The 16,420-nt window shown below is 38.6% G+C and carries 24 protein-coding genes and 1 rRNA gene; 1 reads left to right on the forward strand and 24 read right to left on the reverse strand.

What is annotated here, in order from left to right; all coding sequences use genetic code 11:
* Window positions 1–452, reverse strand: a 16S ribosomal RNA gene (locus tag QI30_RS17860); the annotation flags it as partial.
* A gap of 483 nt (window positions 453–935) precedes the next feature.
* A complete protein-coding gene (locus QI30_RS17865) occupies window positions 936–2,003 on the reverse strand; it encodes an Mrp/NBP35 family ATP-binding protein (RefSeq protein WP_158621066.1) in 1,068 nt (355 codons plus the stop codon).
* A 189-nt stretch (window positions 2,004–2,192) separates the two neighbouring features.
* Between QI30_RS17865 and QI30_RS17870 the strand changes: the two genes are divergently transcribed.
* Window positions 2,193–3,239 (forward strand): acyltransferase family protein, encoded by a 1,047-nt coding sequence (locus QI30_RS17870; protein WP_126991947.1) that lies wholly within the window; start codon window positions 2,193–2,195, stop codon window positions 3,237–3,239.
* Between the two features lie 14 nt (window positions 3,240–3,253).
* Here QI30_RS17870 and QI30_RS17875 read toward each other — a convergent pair whose 3' ends face one another.
* The 22 genes from QI30_RS17875 to QI30_RS17980 form a co-directional block, all read right to left on the reverse strand.
* Window positions 3,254–3,661 (reverse strand): MaoC family dehydratase, encoded by a 408-nt coding sequence (locus QI30_RS17875; protein WP_126991948.1) that lies wholly within the window; start codon window positions 3,659–3,661, stop codon window positions 3,254–3,256.
* Window positions 3,662–3,803: 142 nt separating this feature from the next.
* A complete protein-coding gene (gene rpsI, locus QI30_RS17880; protein ID WP_126991949.1) occupies window positions 3,804–4,196 on the reverse strand; it encodes a 30S ribosomal protein S9 in 393 nt (130 codons plus the stop codon).
* Window positions 4,197–4,217: 21 nt separating this feature from the next.
* Entirely contained in the window at window positions 4,218–4,655 is a 438-nt protein-coding gene (gene rplM / locus QI30_RS17885; protein ID WP_126992054.1) for a 50S ribosomal protein L13, read from the reverse strand.
* A 190-nt stretch (window positions 4,656–4,845) separates the two neighbouring features.
* Window positions 4,846–5,595, reverse strand: coding sequence for a tRNA pseudouridine(38-40) synthase TruA (gene truA / locus QI30_RS17890; protein ID WP_126991950.1), 750 nt, complete (start codon window positions 5,593–5,595; stop codon window positions 4,846–4,848).
* A gap of 9 nt (window positions 5,596–5,604) precedes the next feature.
* Window positions 5,605–6,402, reverse strand: coding sequence for an energy-coupling factor transporter transmembrane component T family protein (locus QI30_RS17895; protein ID WP_126991951.1), 798 nt, complete (start codon window positions 6,400–6,402; stop codon window positions 5,605–5,607).
* Window positions 6,399–7,265 (reverse strand): energy-coupling factor ABC transporter ATP-binding protein, encoded by an 867-nt coding sequence (locus QI30_RS17900; RefSeq protein WP_126991952.1) that lies wholly within the window; start codon window positions 7,263–7,265, stop codon window positions 6,399–6,401. The genes QI30_RS17895 and QI30_RS17900 overlap by 4 nt, the downstream gene beginning before the upstream one ends.
* Complete coding sequence (locus QI30_RS17905) at window positions 7,241–8,086, reverse strand: energy-coupling factor ABC transporter ATP-binding protein (protein WP_126991953.1); 846 nt, start codon at window positions 8,084–8,086, stop codon at window positions 7,241–7,243. The genes QI30_RS17900 and QI30_RS17905 overlap by 25 nt, the downstream gene beginning before the upstream one ends.
* Before the next feature lie 367 nt (window positions 8,087–8,453).
* On the reverse strand, window positions 8,454–8,834 hold the full coding sequence (rplQ, locus tag QI30_RS17910; RefSeq protein ID WP_010290381.1) for a 50S ribosomal protein L17: 381 nt from the start codon (window positions 8,832–8,834) through the stop codon (window positions 8,454–8,456).
* 61 nt (window positions 8,835–8,895) lie between these two features.
* A complete protein-coding gene (locus QI30_RS17915) occupies window positions 8,896–9,840 on the reverse strand; it encodes a DNA-directed RNA polymerase subunit alpha (RefSeq protein WP_010290382.1) in 945 nt (314 codons plus the stop codon).
* Between the two features lie 152 nt (window positions 9,841–9,992).
* Window positions 9,993–10,382: a 30S ribosomal protein S11 gene (gene rpsK / locus QI30_RS17920; RefSeq protein ID WP_126991954.1), complete on the reverse strand. Its 390-nt coding sequence runs from the start codon at window positions 10,380–10,382 to the stop codon at window positions 9,993–9,995.
* A gap of 26 nt (window positions 10,383–10,408) precedes the next feature.
* Complete coding sequence (gene rpsM / locus QI30_RS17925; RefSeq protein WP_029500576.1) at window positions 10,409–10,774, reverse strand: 30S ribosomal protein S13; 366 nt, start codon at window positions 10,772–10,774, stop codon at window positions 10,409–10,411.
* A 24-nt stretch (window positions 10,775–10,798) separates the two neighbouring features.
* Entirely contained in the window at window positions 10,799–10,912 is a 114-nt protein-coding gene (gene rpmJ, locus QI30_RS17930) for a 50S ribosomal protein L36 (RefSeq protein WP_000868344.1), read from the reverse strand.
* Between the two features lie 37 nt (window positions 10,913–10,949).
* Entirely contained in the window at window positions 10,950–11,168 is a 219-nt protein-coding gene (gene infA / locus QI30_RS17935) for a translation initiation factor IF-1 (protein WP_010290388.1), read from the reverse strand.
* A 445-nt stretch (window positions 11,169–11,613) separates the two neighbouring features.
* Window positions 11,614–12,267: an adenylate kinase gene (locus QI30_RS17940; RefSeq protein ID WP_126991955.1), complete on the reverse strand. Its 654-nt coding sequence runs from the start codon at window positions 12,265–12,267 to the stop codon at window positions 11,614–11,616.
* A gap of 72 nt (window positions 12,268–12,339) precedes the next feature.
* On the reverse strand, window positions 12,340–13,629 hold the full coding sequence (gene secY / locus QI30_RS17945; protein ID WP_126991956.1) for a preprotein translocase subunit SecY: 1,290 nt from the start codon (window positions 13,627–13,629) through the stop codon (window positions 12,340–12,342).
* Window positions 13,629–14,069, reverse strand: a complete 441-nt coding sequence (gene rplO / locus QI30_RS17950) for a 50S ribosomal protein L15 (protein ID WP_126991957.1) — start codon at window positions 14,067–14,069, stop codon at window positions 13,629–13,631. The genes secY and rplO overlap by 1 nt, the downstream gene beginning before the upstream one ends.
* A gap of 31 nt (window positions 14,070–14,100) precedes the next feature.
* Window positions 14,101–14,283, reverse strand: a complete 183-nt coding sequence (rpmD, locus tag QI30_RS17955; protein WP_029500580.1) for a 50S ribosomal protein L30 — start codon at window positions 14,281–14,283, stop codon at window positions 14,101–14,103.
* Between the two features lie 16 nt (window positions 14,284–14,299).
* A complete protein-coding gene (gene rpsE / locus QI30_RS17960; protein WP_126991958.1) occupies window positions 14,300–14,803 on the reverse strand; it encodes a 30S ribosomal protein S5 in 504 nt (167 codons plus the stop codon).
* A gap of 21 nt (window positions 14,804–14,824) precedes the next feature.
* On the reverse strand, window positions 14,825–15,184 hold the full coding sequence (rplR, locus tag QI30_RS17965; RefSeq protein WP_126991959.1) for a 50S ribosomal protein L18: 360 nt from the start codon (window positions 15,182–15,184) through the stop codon (window positions 14,825–14,827).
* A 33-nt stretch (window positions 15,185–15,217) separates the two neighbouring features.
* Entirely contained in the window at window positions 15,218–15,757 is a 540-nt protein-coding gene (gene rplF / locus QI30_RS17970; RefSeq protein ID WP_126991960.1) for a 50S ribosomal protein L6, read from the reverse strand.
* 32 nt (window positions 15,758–15,789) lie between these two features.
* A complete protein-coding gene (gene rpsH / locus QI30_RS17975) occupies window positions 15,790–16,188 on the reverse strand; it encodes a 30S ribosomal protein S8 (RefSeq protein ID WP_029500584.1) in 399 nt (132 codons plus the stop codon).
* 30 nt (window positions 16,189–16,218) lie between these two features.
* Window positions 16,219–16,404 carry a type Z 30S ribosomal protein S14 gene (locus QI30_RS17980; RefSeq protein ID WP_029500585.1) on the reverse strand — a complete coding sequence of 62 codons (186 nt, stop codon included), beginning with the start codon at window positions 16,402–16,404 and terminating at the stop codon, window positions 16,219–16,221.
* Between the last annotated feature and the right edge of the window lie 16 nt (window positions 16,405–16,420).

The following is a 16,420-nucleotide window of genomic DNA, read 5'->3' on the forward strand; positions in this document are numbered from 1 at the left end:
TCCCTTACAACAGAGTTTTACGATCCGAAAACCTTCATCACTCACGCGGCGTTGCTCCATCAGACTTTCGTCCATTGTGGAAGATTCCCTACTGCTGCCTCCCGTAGGAGTTTGGGCCGTGTCTCAGTCCCAATGTGGCCGATCACCCTCTCAGGTCGGCTATGCATCGTTGCCTTGGTAGGCCGTTACCCCACCAACTAGCTAATGCACCGCGGGCCCATCCTGTAGTGACGCCGAAGCGCCTTTTAGCTTAAAGCCATGAGGCTAAAAGAATTATCCGGTATTAGCTCCGGTTTCCCGAAGTTATCCCAGTCTACAGGGCAGGTTGCCCACGTGTTACTCACCCGTCCGCCGCTAAATCAGAGAAGCAAGCTTCTCATCATTCGCTCGACTTGCATGTATTAGGCACGCCGCCAGCGTTCGTCCTGAGCCAGGATCAAACTCTCCATAAAAAGTGTTTGAAAGCTCATTTGCTTTGCTAGCGTTATCTTGCTTGATAACATTTTTTTCGATTCAATTGAACCGAATTTATTGTGATTACATCTTGCTTGTTCAGTTTTCAAGGTTCATTTTAAGTCGCTTATTCAGCAACTCTTATATCTTATCACTTCAAGTTGTTTGTGTCAACAACTTTTTTTGAAAGATTTAAATTTTACTTTCGCCATTGTTTTGACGACTTAATTATTATATCAACAAAACTTATTAAATGCAAGCATTTTTTATTTTGTTTCAAATAAGTTGTTTTAACAACAAAACTAACTATACGCTTCTTTTTAAAAACGGTCAACCTTTTTATTAAAATAATTTTCAGCAAACCCCCTTATACTAATAAAATCTTTTTTGTGCTATTTCAAACATCATTTTCCAATCTTTTATTCAAATAAAAATCCGAAACCATATACGGTTTCGGATTTCTTCATACTGTTATAAACGATTTATTTTTCTTCTTTTGCTAATTGATCAATAACATTTTGAGCCATTTCTAAATAAAGTTGACCTGTCGAATGATTTCTAGCATAAACAGATGGTGCAAAATCTGCTTCAATAATATCTGGTTGACCTAGTGGAATTTGACCAAGTAATTGTGTACGTAATTCAGAAGCTAGCTTAGTACCGCCACCTTTACCAAATACGTATTCTTTTTCACCCGATACTTCTGATTGGAACCATGACATGTTTTCAACTACACCTAAAATATGATGTTGTGTTTTAATTGCCATTGCACCCGCACGTGCTGCAACGAATGCTGCTGTTGGATGTGGTGTTGTTACAACAATTTCATATGATTCAGGTAGCATTTGGTGAATATCAAGTGCCACATCACCTGTACCTGGAGGTAAGTCTAATAGTAAGTAATCTAAATCGCCCCACTCTACATCACGGAAGAACTGATCTAATACTTTACCTAACATTGGCCCGCGCCATACGACTGGTGCATTGTTTTCAACAAAGAATCCCATTGAAATCATTTTTACGCCAAAACGCTCTACCGGGAAAATGCGGTCATTTTCTACGCGAGGCATATCTTGCACGCCCATCATATCAGGAACACTAAATCCATAAATATCCGCATCAATTAGACCAACTTTTTTACCTAATCGCGCTAATGCTACAGCAAGGTTAACAGATACAGTTGATTTACCCACTCCACCTTTACCAGAAGCAATTGAGATAAATTGCGTTTTATTTATTGGAGATAATAAGTCTTGCGCCTCTGAACGCGTTGCTGTTCCACGGAATTGTTCTAATACAGACGCATCTAATTCTGCAAAACGGATACCTACTGTTTTGAAACCCGCTTCTTTTAATTCATTTACAATATCCATTTGGAAAGTTAATTGTTCAGGTGTACCTAATTTCGCAATCGCAACCTTCACACTAACATGTTCTTTTTCTTCTTTAATGCTTACTTCAAGTACCCCATTTGTTTCAGCTAATGTTTTATGTAAAATGGGATCTGTAAAACCACCAAGTAATTCACGGACTTGTTGTTCATTAATCACAATCTAACACTCCTCATAATCTTGTTTATATCGAATCAAGTATAACATAATTGCCGAAAAAACCCTTCATACTTTGTCACGAGGTTGTTACGTACCAGCCATTCGAATTTTACATAAATGTAATTTCACAGAGACTCTTTTAGCGCTATATTATGTAGTGTACATATCTCATATAAAGAAAGGTTTTTTATGAATACTTCTAAACAACGCATTTTTGTTTTCGACAATGTAAAGGCGCTTCTCATTATACTTGTCGTATTAGGTCACGCAGCAGATTATTATACAGACTACTTTGAATCAATGCGTATTTTCTTTTTCTACATTTATTTATTCCACATGCCACTATTTATTTTCTTAGCAGGGCTATTCAGTAAATCGATTATTTTAAAAGATCCCTTCCGTATTGAAAAAATAGCAAATTTCCTTATTCTCTATTTTATAATGGAAATTATTTTTTACTTATTAATTCATTATTGGTTAGGTCGAGAAAATTATGTATTTAATCCATTTGTAGAAAATAGCGTACCATGGTTCATGTTCGCAATGGCCGTTTGGTTATGCTTAGGACGCCTTTTACGGAATTTAAAGGCTTCCATTGTCATTCCCTCAAGCATCGTTTTAGCATTGGCAATTGGCTATACAAATATTGGCGATGTACTAGTAGGTTCAAGAATCATTTCATTCTTTCCGTTTTTCATTATCGGTTATTATATAAAACCAAATGATTTAGCAGACTTTCTACAATCTCCAAAATTAAAAATCGTATCAGCTCTTTCTCTTGTATTAATCGCTATCACAATTTATTTAAATATCGATACATTATATGATATGCGTAATTTATTAAGTGGTCGAAATGCATATACCCAGATTCGTATGGGTCTCGATATTTCTGGATCAGGTGCAATTATGCGTTTGTTAACGATGGTCGTAACGACTTATATGTCTATCGCTATTCTCTCATTGATGACTCAAAAGCATACTTGGTTTACTGTAATCGGCGAACGCTCACTTGCTATTTACTTTTTCCACAGGCCGCTACTATTTCTTTATCATCACTATCATGTAAATGATTTTTTAAAAGGCATTTTCCCGCATGCATGGCTATGGATTTATTTAGGAGTTTTTGCGCTCGTTGCGATCTTATTAGCAGGAAAACCATTTACCTTACTATTACAAAAAATAGAATTGCGTGTAGAAAAAGTTTTAAAACGCCATAAAAAAACGGAATCGCACTAAGCGATTCCGTTTTTTTATTCTTCAATTGGAACTTTCACAACAGCATCGCCTTCAACAACTGTTTTACCATGCTGATTTGTTACTGTTGTTAGTAGTTTTACAATATCTTTTTTAATGAATTCCGCAACTTCAACCTTAGCTGTTACGGTGTCGCCAATATAAACTGGGCGTGTAAATTTTAAATTTTGACCTAGATAAATTGTACCTTCACCAGGAAGTTTCATACCGATTGTTGTTGAAATTAACGAAGACACGAGCATCCCATGTGCAACGCGGTCTTTAAAGATTGATGCTTCACCGGCAATTTTATTAATATGTATCGGGTTTAAATCCCCTGAAATACCTGCGAATTGATAAACATCAAATTCACTAATTGTCTTTGAAAATGTTGCTGTCGAACCAATATCAAATTTTACAACCATAAGTAATCCTCCAATAATCAAATTTAAAATATGTTTATCAAATCATAACTAATTTTGAGATAAAAGTAAATAATTAACATTAAAAGAAATAAGAAAAACCACTCCCATAAGAGAGTGGCTTTTGTATTCTGTAAACGAAAGATTAACGTTTTGAGAACTGAGGTGCACGACGAGCGCCGCGTAGACCTGGTTTTTTACGTTCTTTCATACGAGGGTCACGAGTAAGTAAACCTGCAGATTTAAGTGCTGGACGGAAATCAGGGTCAACTGTTAGTAACGCACGAGCGATACCGTGGCGGATAGCGCCAGCTTGACCTGTGAAACCACCACCGTTAACATTTACAAAAATGTCATAGCTTCCAAGAGTTTCAGTTGCTACTAATGGTTGTTTGATAATTTCGCGTAAAGTTTCGAATGGTACGTAGTTTTCAACTGCGCGATTGTTGATTACGATTTTGCCTTCGCCTGGTACTAAACGTACGCGGGCAGTAGAGCTTTTACGACGGCCTGTGCCGATATATTGAACTTGTGCCAAGATATTGTCCTCCTCTAATAATTATCCGCGAAGCGTATAAGCTTCTGGTTGTTGTGCAGCGTGTGGGTGTTCAGCGCCAGCATATACGTGTAATTTTGTGAAAGTTTGACGACCTAAAGAGTTTTTAGGAAGCATGCCTTTTACAGCTAATTCAAGCATTTGTACAGGGTATTTTTCTTTCATTTCGCCTGCAGTACGTTGTTTTAAACCGCCTGAGTATTGAGTGTGACGGTAATAAATTTTACCTTGTAATTTGTTACCTGTTAATTGGATTTTTTCAGCGTTGATGATGATTACATGATCACCTGTGTCAACGTTAGGTGTGAATGTTGGTTTATTTTTACCACGTAAAATAGCTGCTACTTCTGAAGCTAAGCGACCAAGAGTTTGGCCTTCAGCGTCAACAACATACCATTTACGTTCTACTTCGTGGCCTTTTGCCATGAATGTTGTACGCATCATTGTTAGTATCCTCCTACAATTTCAATATTAATTCTAATTCTATAAAATCTGTTCCAATTGTTTTCTTTATCCTCATAAGAAAAGATTCGGGGCTTATCTTGTGGGGTAATGAAAATACCATACATCATCTTATAACACTGAGCAACTTAAGTCAAGCATTTTCAAAAAAACACTAGGCGATGTTGTTCTAATTTGGATAATGTACTTTTTCTAGGTATAAACCTTGTGGCGCCGCGGTTTTACCAGCGGTCTTCCGATTCATCGATGCCACAATTTGTTCAATTTCTGCTGGTTCTCGCTTAGAAATTCCTACTTCCCACAAAGTTCCGGCAATAATTCTCACCATATTATACAAGAATCCATTTCCTCGAATAATCATGTGTAACTCTTCACCGTGCCATTCAAAGTCTAATGCCTCTACTGTACGAACTTTATCCTTCACTCCCGTGTTGGCAGCACAGAAGCAAGAAAAATCATGTGTGCCAATAATATACTGAGCAGCTTCTTTCATCCTTGCGATATCTGGTTTATGACCATTCGTTGCTGTCGTGTAATATCGACGGAATGGATTTAAAATTTTTTCACACGACCAAATATAACGATATTGCTTTCCATGTACGCTATAACGTGCGTGGAAGTCTTCAGCAACCTCTTCTATTTTTAGAAAACGAATATCATGTGGTAGTTGAACATTTAGTGCTGTTACGTAACGATCTACAGGAATCGTTAACGTCGTATCAAAATGTAGCACCTGACCTAACGCATGTACGCGTGCATCTGTACGCCCACTTGCCGTCACATGAATCGTTTCTTTACTTTTATGCATTCTTGTTAATACTTTTTCGATTTCTTCTTGCACAGTACGCTGATTTGGTTGTACTTGATACCCAGCAAAATTTGTACCATCATATGAAATCGTTGCTTTCAAACGTCGCATATTGCCCTCCTAATTGCGTAAAAATACGAGTAATCCTATTACTAGCACTAATACGACAAGTGCTAATGTATCTCGAAGATTCCATTTCAACTGACGATAACGCGTACGACCGTCGCCCCCGCGATATCCTCGTACTTCCATAGCTGTTGCTAAATCTTCTGCACGCTTAAAGGCACTAACAAAGAGTGGAACAAGTAAAGGCACCACCGCTTTAATACGGTCTTTAATCGGTCCAGAAGTCATATCCGATCCACGTGCCATCTGAGCCTTCATGATTTTATCGGTTTCATCCATTAGTGTTGGAATAAAGCGTAGCGCAATCGACATCATCAACGCCAGCTCATGCACAGGTAATTTTATTTTTTTAAACGGATTTAATAACATTTCCATACCATCTGTAATGGCAATCGGTGATGTTGTTAACGTTAAAATAGATGTCATAAACACTAATACAAGGAAACGAATTGAAATAAATATCCCTTGTCGTAGCCCTTCTTCATGAATCTCAATAAATTTCCAATCCACTAAAACGGCGCCACCTTTTGTGAAGAAGACATGAATAAACAATGTAAATACAAGTAGTATCATGACGGGCTTTAAGCCGTTGATTAAGTAACGTAATTTAATTTTCGATATAGTCATCACAAGAAATGTAAATGCTAATAGTACCGCATATGACCACACATTATTTGCTAAGAATACGGCAACAATAAAAATAAAAACAAATAATAACTTCGCACGTGGATCCATTTTGTGCACAATTGAATCTCCTGGTAAGAAGCGTCCAAAAATCATTTTACCCATTATTGCTCACGCTCCTTAACAGCCTTTGCAAGCGTTTCTGCGAGTTCTTCCTCTGTTAGACAAAGCTTCGGAAGAGAAAAGCCTAAACGTGCCTCTAAACGCTTCTGAAAACGAATAATATGTGGTACCTCCAAACGAAACTCAGCAAGTTTTGTTGCATCACTAAAAATTTCGAGTGGCTTTCCTGTTAATACACAGCGCCCATTATACATAATGGCAATGTGGTCTGCATAACGTGCTGCATCTTCCATGCTATGTGTTACGAGAATCATTGTTAAGTTTTGTTCTTTATACAATTTATAAAACAATTCCATGATTTCTTTTCGCCCACGTGGATCAAGACCAGCAGTTGGCTCATCCAGTACAATGACATCTGGTTTCATTGCAAGTACACCTGCAATCGCCACACGACGCATTTGACCACCTGATAGATCGAATGGTGATTTTTCAAGCACTTCTTCTGGTAATCCAACAAGCTTGGACATTTTACGTGCTCGTTCCTCAGCTTCTTTTTCATCAACACCAAAATTCATTGGGCCAAACATAATATCCTTTAGCACCGTTTCTTCAAACAATTGATGCTCAGGAAATTGAAACACAATCCCAACTTTTTGACGAACGGGACGTAAATCTTTTGGTTTCTTTTTATATTCAATAATTGCACTACCAATTCGTACTGTACCTTCAGTAGGCTTCAACAATGCATTTAAATGCTGTAGAATGGTTGATTTTCCCGAACCTGTATGACCAATAATCGCTTGATAACTTCCACTAGGGATTAATAAATCAACATCAAATAACGCACGCTTTTCAAAAGGAGTGCCCACACCATAGCTATAACTTACTTTTTGAAGTTCGATATCCATATATCATTCACCAACTCTTCTTCTGTCATATAGCCACCTTCAAGTGTGACTCCCTGTTGCTGTAATAGCTTAACCATTTTAATTGGAAATGGTAAATCTAATCCTAATTTAACAAGTTCATCTCCTAAATCAAAAATTTGCTGTGGTGTTCCCTCCGCAAACTTTCGACCACCATTCATGAACAGTAAACGATCTGCAAGCATTGCTTCTTCCAAGTCGTGTGTAATTGATAATACTGTTAATCCAGTTTCTTCACGTAGCTTATGAACAGTATTTAAAACTTCTGCGCGCCCTTGCGGATCCAACATCGATGTTGCTTCATCTAAAATTAAAATACGTGGACGTAATGCCAAGGCACCTGCAATTGCGACACGTTGCTTTTGACCGCCGGATAAATGTTGTGGCTCATTATCTAAAAAATCCTCCATTTTCACTTGAGCTAATGCTTCGTGTACACGTTTCACCATTTCTTTATGCGGTACGCCATTATTTTCTAAAGCAAATGCCACATCATCTTGTACCGTTGCACCAACAAATTGATTATCGGGATTTTGGAACACCATCCCCATTTTTGAACGAATATCCCAAAGATTCTCTTCATTCATCGGTTGGCCTAGTACACTAACGCTTCCTTGTTGTGGAAATAATAACCCATTAATAATACGTGCTAACGTGGACTTTCCAGAACCATTATGCCCAACAATAGCAATCCATTCCCCTTCATAAACTGTAAAGGAAACATCTTCTACTGCATTTTTCACTTCTGGCTGATCAGGTGTGTATGTAAATGCAATATTTTTTAGTGATAGTATTTCATCCATGTTGAAACTCCTCTCTTGCTCGACAATTCTCTACTCTACATTCTAACTGAGCTCACTATTTATAGCTATTCTATACAAAAAGAAACGACTTTGCCACAAGAGACAAAGTCGTTTAGGTGTCATATTTTAAAATAAATAAAAAAAGCGCGCACCCCATCCAGAGAAACGCGCAAAAATCGAAAGTCTCCTTATAGGTTGCTCAGACCTATAAGTGGATGGGGTGCGTAGAGCTAAACGAGACAGCCTCAACTGCTCATCATAACACTCAGCTTTTTATATTGTCGTATAAATCATTTTGGTTTTTAAAAAAAGAGGGTGCAAAGTTCATTTGATGCGAACAGTACACCCTCCACCGCATTAGTTAAGATTAAACTAATTCAATCACAACTACTGGTGCACCGTCACCACGACGTGGACCAACTTTCATAATGCGAGTATAACCGCCTTGACGGTCAGCGTAGCGTGGAGCTACATCATCAAATAACTTTTGAAGTGCGAAAACAGTTTGTTCGTTACCTTCAGCGTCAGTTGTAGTAGCTAACTCACGACGGATAAATGCTGCAGCTTGACGACGAGCGTGTAAGTCACCGCGTTTACCTAGAGTAATCATTTTTTCAACTACTGAACGTAATTCTTTTGCACGAGTTTCTGTTGTTTGGATGCGTTCGTTAACGATTAAGTCTGTTGCTAAATCGCGAAGCATCGCTTTACGTTGAGAACTTGTACGGCCAAGTTTTCTGTAACCCATGGATATTTCCCTCCTTTGTTCAATTACTGATCGTAAAATTTATATTATTTAAAAGTTATGCTTAGTCTTCTTCACGTAACCCTAAACCAAGCTCTTCTAACTTCGCTTTTACTTCTTCTAATGATTTACGTCCTAAGTTACGTACTTTCATCATATCGTCTTCAGACTTGTTAGCAAGTTCAAGAACAGTATTAATGCCAGCGCGTTTCAGACAGTTGTAAGAACGAACAGAAAGATCTAATTCCTCGATAGTCATCTCAAGAACTTTTTCTTTTTGGTCTTCTTCTTTTTCAACCATGATTTCAGCAGTTTGCGCTTCATCAGTTAAACCAACGAAGATGTTTAAGTGCTCGGTTAAAATTTTTGCTCCGAGCGAAATCGCCTCTTTAGGACCGATGCTGCCATCTGTCCATACATCAAGTGAAAGTTTGTCGAAGTCAGTCGATTGACCAACACGAGTATTTTCCACTGTGAAGTTGACGCGTGATACTGGAGTGTAAATAGAGTCGATCGGGATAACGCCGATAGGAAGATCCTCGCGTTTGTTTTGATCAGCTGGAGTGTATCCACGTCCACGTTGTGCATACATACGCATGCGAAGATGACCATTATTAGCAACAGTTGCAATGTATAGATCTGGGTTTAAAATTTCTACGTCACTGTCGTGAGTAATATCAGCGGCAGTAATCACTCCTGAGCCTTTGAAATCAATTTCAATGACTTTTTCTTCATCAGAGTAAATTTTTAAAGCTAGCTTTTTAAGATTCAAAATAATTGAAGCAACATCTTCTACGACACCCTCAATAGTAGAGAATTCGTGTAGTACGCCGTCAATTTGAATTGATGTAACAGCAGCTCCTGGTAAAGAAGACAGAAGGATACGACGTAGTGAATTTCCCAAAGTAGTTCCATAACCACGTTCAAGTGGCTCCACAACAAACTTGCCGTATTTTAAATCATCACTGATCTCAACGGTTTCAATCTTTGGTTTTTCAATTTCGATCATTCAATTTACCCTCCTTAATAAAACATCGAATGTATGGTATCAATCCATCATTTGTTTGTTAAAATCGAATGTCAATCAAATAAGATTGTCCTAATACAAAGTTAGTGCATATGATAGTTTAACTTAATTCTAGATTAAGTTGCAACTATTAATTATACACGACGACGTTTTGGTGGGCGGCAACCGTTATGAGGTACTGGAGTTACGTCTCTGATAGCTGTAACTTCTAAACCAGCTGATTGAAGTGCACGGATTGCAGCTTCACGGCCAGCACCAGGACCTTTAACAGTTACTTCAAGAGTTTTTAAACCATGTTCCATTGCAGTTTTAGCAGCAGCTTCTGAAGCCATTTGAGAAGCGAATGGAGTAGATTTACGTGAACCACGGAAACCTAGAGCACCAGCTGATGACCATGAAATTGCGTTACCTTGTACATCTGTAATAGTAACAATTGTGTTGTTGAAAGTAGAACGGATGTGAGCAATACCAGCTTCGATATTCTTTTTCACACGACGTTTACGAGATTGTTGTTTACGTGCCATTGTTATGCGTGACCTCCTTTACTTAATTATTTTTTCTTGTTCGCTACAGTTTTACGAGGACCTTTACGAGTACGAGCATTGTTCTTCGTATGTTGACCACGAACAGGTAAACCGCGACGGTGGCGGATACCACGTAATGAACCGATTTCCATTAGACGTTTGATATTAAGAGAGATTTCGCGACGTAAGTCACCCTCTACTTTATATGTGTCTAATTGTTCACGGATTTTGTTTAATTGATCTTCAGTTAGATCTTTAACACGGATGTTTTCGTCAACGCCAGCACCAGCTAATACTTGTTTAGCTGTAGCGTTACCGATACCGTAGATGTAAGTTAATGAAATTACAACGCGTTTTTCGCGTGGAATATCAACACCAGCAATACGTGCCATGTACGATGTGCACCTCCTTTATTATTATCCTTGTTTTTGTTTGTGTTTAGGATTTTCACAGATTACCATTACTTTACCACGTCGGCGAATAACTTTACATTTTTCGCAGATTGGTTTCACAGATGGTCTTACTTTCATCTTACCTAACCTCCTTAGTGGTCCGGAGTGCAAAAGATTATTTAAAACGGTATGTGATACGACCGCGAGTTAAGTCATATGGAGATAATTCAATTGTTACTTTATCTCCAGGAAGAATGCGGATAAAGTGCATACGGATTTTGCCACTCACGTGAGCAAGAACTGTATGTCCATTTTCTAATTCTACCTTAAACATCGCGTTTGGCAAAGTTTCAAGAACTGTGCCTTCGATTTCAATTACATCGTCTTTCGCCATCGAGCCTGTCTCCCTTCTATATGCAATGCAGGTTCTCATCGTTAAATTCAAACGAATTCAGCCAAGTGTTCTTGTGAAATACTCGTCTAACATATGTTTGGATTATATGAGAGATGTTCGAAAGACGTCTGGGTTCGATCTCACATCCCTGGAAAAAATCCCAGAATCAGTATCCATAATGTCAACGCGATCACTTGGAATGTATATCCTTGGATGAGATCTGTGCATACCTGTAATCTACAGATACTTTACACGAAACCCATTATACCCCTTCAGAATTAATATTGCATCAAGGACAAAGGGAATCCTTCGAACGATACAATAATTCATCAGTGCATAGACCGGGCACAATATGCTTTTGCAGCTCTCGAAATTTAAATTCCGTTTTGCTACCGCAGCACGTTTCCTTGCCGAGGCAGAGTTTCCTGCGCCCGAGACTCGGGTATTAGTTGCGGCTGCTCTTTAAAAGAGCGTCAACATCAGCAAAGACATCATTGATATCTTTCTGACCGTCAATATCTGTTAAAATTTGTTTTTTGTTATAAAAATCAAGCAATGGTTGAGATTGTTTGATGTTTACTTCTAGACGATTAGAAACCGTTTCTAGATTATCGTCTGCGCGTTGATAAAGTTCTCCTCCATCTTTGTCACATACGCCTTCAACTTTTGGTGGGTTGAAAACTAAGTGATAAGACGAGCCACATACTTTACAAATACGACGACCTGTTAAGCGTTTAACCAATTCATCTTGGTCTACCTTAATGTTAATCACGTCTTCAACTTTGCGTCCAAGATCTGCTAAGATTTGATCTAAAGCTTCAGCTTGTTCAATTGTACGTGGGAAACCATCTAGTAGGAATCCTTGATTGCAGTCAGGTTCAGCTAAGCGTTCACGAACGATACCAATCGTCACTTCATCAGGTACAAGAGCACCTTTATCGATGTAAGATTTCGCTTCTAAGCCAAGTTCTGTGCCATTTTTCATAGCGGCACGGAACATATCGCCTGTAGAGATATGAGGAATGTCGTACTTTTCAATAATTTTGTCTGCTTGAGTACCTTTACCGGCACCAGGAAGACCCATTAAAACGATATTCATACGGTAAATCCTCCAATATATAATTTATGGTTGTATCAGGAACATCCGAAAATGCCCCCAAGCCAACCAAAGTTATTTCATAAAACCTTTATAGTGTCGTTTAGTTAATTGTGATTCAAGTTGAGTCATTGTTTGAAGAGCTACGCCCACAACGATGATTAAACTTGTACCACCAATTTGTGCTGATTGTGGAAGACCCCCAATGTTAACGAATAAAATCGGTAACACAGCAACAATTGATAAGTAAATTGACCCTACAAACGTTAAGCGATATAACACACTTGTAAGATACGACTCTGTATTCTTCCCTGGACGAATCCCTGGAATATAAGCGCCTTGATTCTTCAAGTTATCTGCTACCTTCTCAGGATTCACTTGAACGAATGCATAGAAATATGCGAATGCAATAATCAATGCAACGTAGATTATCATACCAACAGGTTTTGAATAATCAAAAGTGTTCTGAATGAAAGTAGCAACCTCACCATCACCAAAGAAAGATGCAATTGTTCTAGGTGTTACGATAAATGCAACAGCGAAGATTACTGGGATAACCCCAGCTGCATTAACTTTAAGTGGTAGGTGGGATTTTTGCGCCCCACGAATATTGCCACCAGAACCTTTAGAGTATTGAATTGGAATTTTACGACTTGCACGTTCGAAGTAGATAACTCCAACAACAATAGCTAAAACAACTAAAGCAATAAGCGCAAATTTGACAATGTTAAGGAACAATTGATCCCCAGCATTTTCAAATTCTTGAGCATAGATTTGATTAACTGTATTTGGTAATGCTGCAACGATCCCCGCGAAGATGATAATGGAAATACCATTTCCCACACCTTTTTCAGTAATCTGTTCGCCTAACCACAATAGAAATGCTGTTCCAGCAGTTAACACAATGGCAATTGTAAGATAAGTTAAAAAACCTTCTTCACTAATCAACATACCGCTATACATACGGTTGAAACCATATGACATAGCGATAGATTGAATGAATGCTAGGACAATTGCAAAGTATCGTGTAAATCGAGCACTTTTCTTACGCCCAACTTCACCTTGTTTTGACCACTCAGTGAACTTTTTCACAACATCCATTTGTAACAGTTGAACGATGATTGATGCCGTAATATAAGGCATAATTCCCATCGCGAAAATAGAGAAGTTCTGGAGAGCTCCCCCACCAAACATATTAAGGAAACCGACTAAACTTTGTTCATCGGTTTGCTTTAATACATCTGCATCCACATTTGGTACCGGGATAAATGTTCCTATACGGAAAATCACCAACATCAAAAGTGTGAAAATGATCTTATTTCGGATATCTCTAACGCGGAATAGGTTAGCGATAGTCTGAAACATTAGATCACCTCAATGTTTCCGCCAGCAGCTTCAATAGCTTCTTTAGCAGAAGCAGAGAATTTGTGAGCTTTCACAGTAAGTTTAGTTGTAACAGAACCGTTACCTAAAACTTTAATACCTGATTTTTCATTGCTCACAACGCCAGTTTCAACAAGTAAAGCTGGTGTTACTTCTGTGCCATCTTCAAAACGATTTAAAGCGTCAAGATTCACGATAGCGAATTCTTTACGGTTAATGTTTGTGAAACCGCGTTTTGGTAAACGACGGAATAATGGATTTTGACCACCTTCGAAGCCAGGGCGTACGCCACCGCCTGAACGGGCTTTTTGACCTTTGTGACCGCGACCAGAAGTTTTACCGTTACCTGTTGCGATACCACGACCTACGCGGTTACGTACTTTACGTGAACCAGCAGCTGGTTGTAATTCATGAAGTTTCATTAGAGGCACCTCCTTATTGTAAGATAAAAGATTAATTTTCAGTAACAGTTACTAAGTGTGCTACTTTTGCAATTTGACCGCGAACAGCGACGTTGTCAGCATGTTCAACAGTTTGTTGCATTTTACGTAAACCTAGAGCTTCAAGAGTTTTCTTTTGGCCTGGTTTAGAACCGATTGGGCTTTTAGTAAGGGTAATCGCTAATTTGTTTGCCATTGTCAATTTCCCTCCCTTAACCTAAAAGTTCTTCTACTGATTTACCACGAAGTTTTGCAACTTCTTCAGCTTGTTTTAGTTCAGATAAACCTTGGATTGTAGCACGAACCATATTGATTGGTGTGTTAGATCCTAAAGATTTAGATAAGATATCTGTAATACCAGCAAGTTCTAGTACGGCACGTACTGGACCACCAGCGATAACTCCTGTACCAGGAGAAGCAGGTTTAATCATGATGTTACCTGCACCGAATTTACCCATCACTAAGTGAGGAGTTGTACCACCTACACGTGGAACTTCGATTAAGTTTTTCTTCGCATCTTCTACAGCTTTGCGAATAGCATCAGGTACTTCTTGTGCTTTACCTGTACCAAAACCTACATGGCCATTGCGATCTCCGACAACAACTAATGCAGTAAAGCGGAAACGACGTCCACCTTTAACAACTTTAGCAACGCGGTTAATAGTAACTACGCGTTCTTCAAGTTCAAGACTGTTTGCGTCAATAATGTGACCCATTGAATGTGAACCTCCTTCTTATTAAAATTCTAAACCATTTTCACGTGCAGCTTCAGCTAAAGCTTGTACGCGTCCGTGATATAAGTAACCGCCACGGTCGAATACAACCGCTTTGATGTTTTTGTCAGCAGCTTTTTTAGCGATAGCTTCGCCAACTTTTGTAGCAGCTTCAGTGTTGCTTGTAGTACCTTCAAAACCAGTTTCCATAGTTGAAGCAGATACTAGTGTAACACCTTGAATATCGTCAATAAGTTGAGCGTAAATGTGTTTGTTTGAACGGTAAACGTTTAAACGTGGACGTTGAGTTGTACCAGAAACTTTAGCACGTACGCGAGCATGACGTTTTTTACGAACTTGATTTTTATCTTGTTTCGTAATCACTAAAGGTCACTCCTTTCTAATGCTTATGCAGCATTATTTACCTGTTTTACCTTCTTTACGACGAACGTATTCGCCTTCATAACGAATCCCTTTACCTTTGTAAGGTTCTGGAGGACGTACGTCACGGATGTTAGATGCTAGAGCACCAACTTGTTCTTTAGAAATACCTTTAACGATAACTTTTGTGTTAGCAGGTACTTCGATTTCGATACCTTCACCAGGAGTAAATTCTACTGGGTGAGAGTAACCAACGTTAAGAACTAATTTTTTACCTTGCAATTGAGCACGGTAACCTACACCGACAAGTTCTAAAGCTTTCTCGAAACCAGCAGATACGCCAGTTACCATGTTAGCTAAAAGAGCACGAGTTGTACCATGATTTGTACGGTGTTCTTTTGAGTCAGAAGGACGTACTACAGTAATTACGTTACCTTCTTGCTCGATTTTCATATCTTTGTGGAAAGCACGAACTAATTCGCCTTTCGGACCTTTAACAGTTGCTACGTTTTCAGCATCCACTGTAACTGTAACTCCTGCAGGCACCTCGATGATTTTTTTACCAATACGAGACATTTCTTATTGCACCTCCATTCTTTTGTTGCTAATTACCAAACGTAAGCTAGAACTTCGCCGCCAACTTTTTTAGCGCGAGCTTCTTTATCTGTAACTAAGCCTTGTGATGTTGAAACTAGAGCAATACCTAAGCCGTTAAGAACTTTTGGCACTTCTTCAGTTTTAGCATAAACACGTAGACCTGGTTTAGAGATACGTTTTAAACCTGTGATAACACGTTCGTTATTTTGACCATATTTTAAGAAAATACGGATAATACCTTGTTTATCATCTTCGATATACTCAACGTCACGTACGAAACCTTCACGTTTAAGAATCTCAGCGATTTCTTTTTTGATGTTAGAAGCTGGAAGCTCTAATTTTTCGTGACGTACCATGTTCGCATTACGGATGCGAGTAAGCATATCTGCAATTGGATCTGTCATAGTCATTACATTTTACCTCCTTCCCAATTTAGGGGATTACCAGCTGGCTTTTTTCACGCCAGGAATTTGTCCCTTGTAAGCAAGTTCACGGAAACAAATACGGCAAAGTTTAAATTTACGGTATACAGAGTGCGGACGACCACAGCGTTCGCAACGTGTGTATTCTTGAACATTAAATTTTTTAGCACGTTGTTGTTTAACAACCATTGATTTTTTAGCCACGTTCTAGCCCTCCTAT

This window comes from Candidatus Kurthia intestinigallinarum (assembly GCF_003991225.1).
In the GTDB taxonomy this organism is placed as follows: domain Bacteria; phylum Bacillota; class Bacilli; order Bacillales_A; family Planococcaceae; genus Kurthia; species Kurthia populi.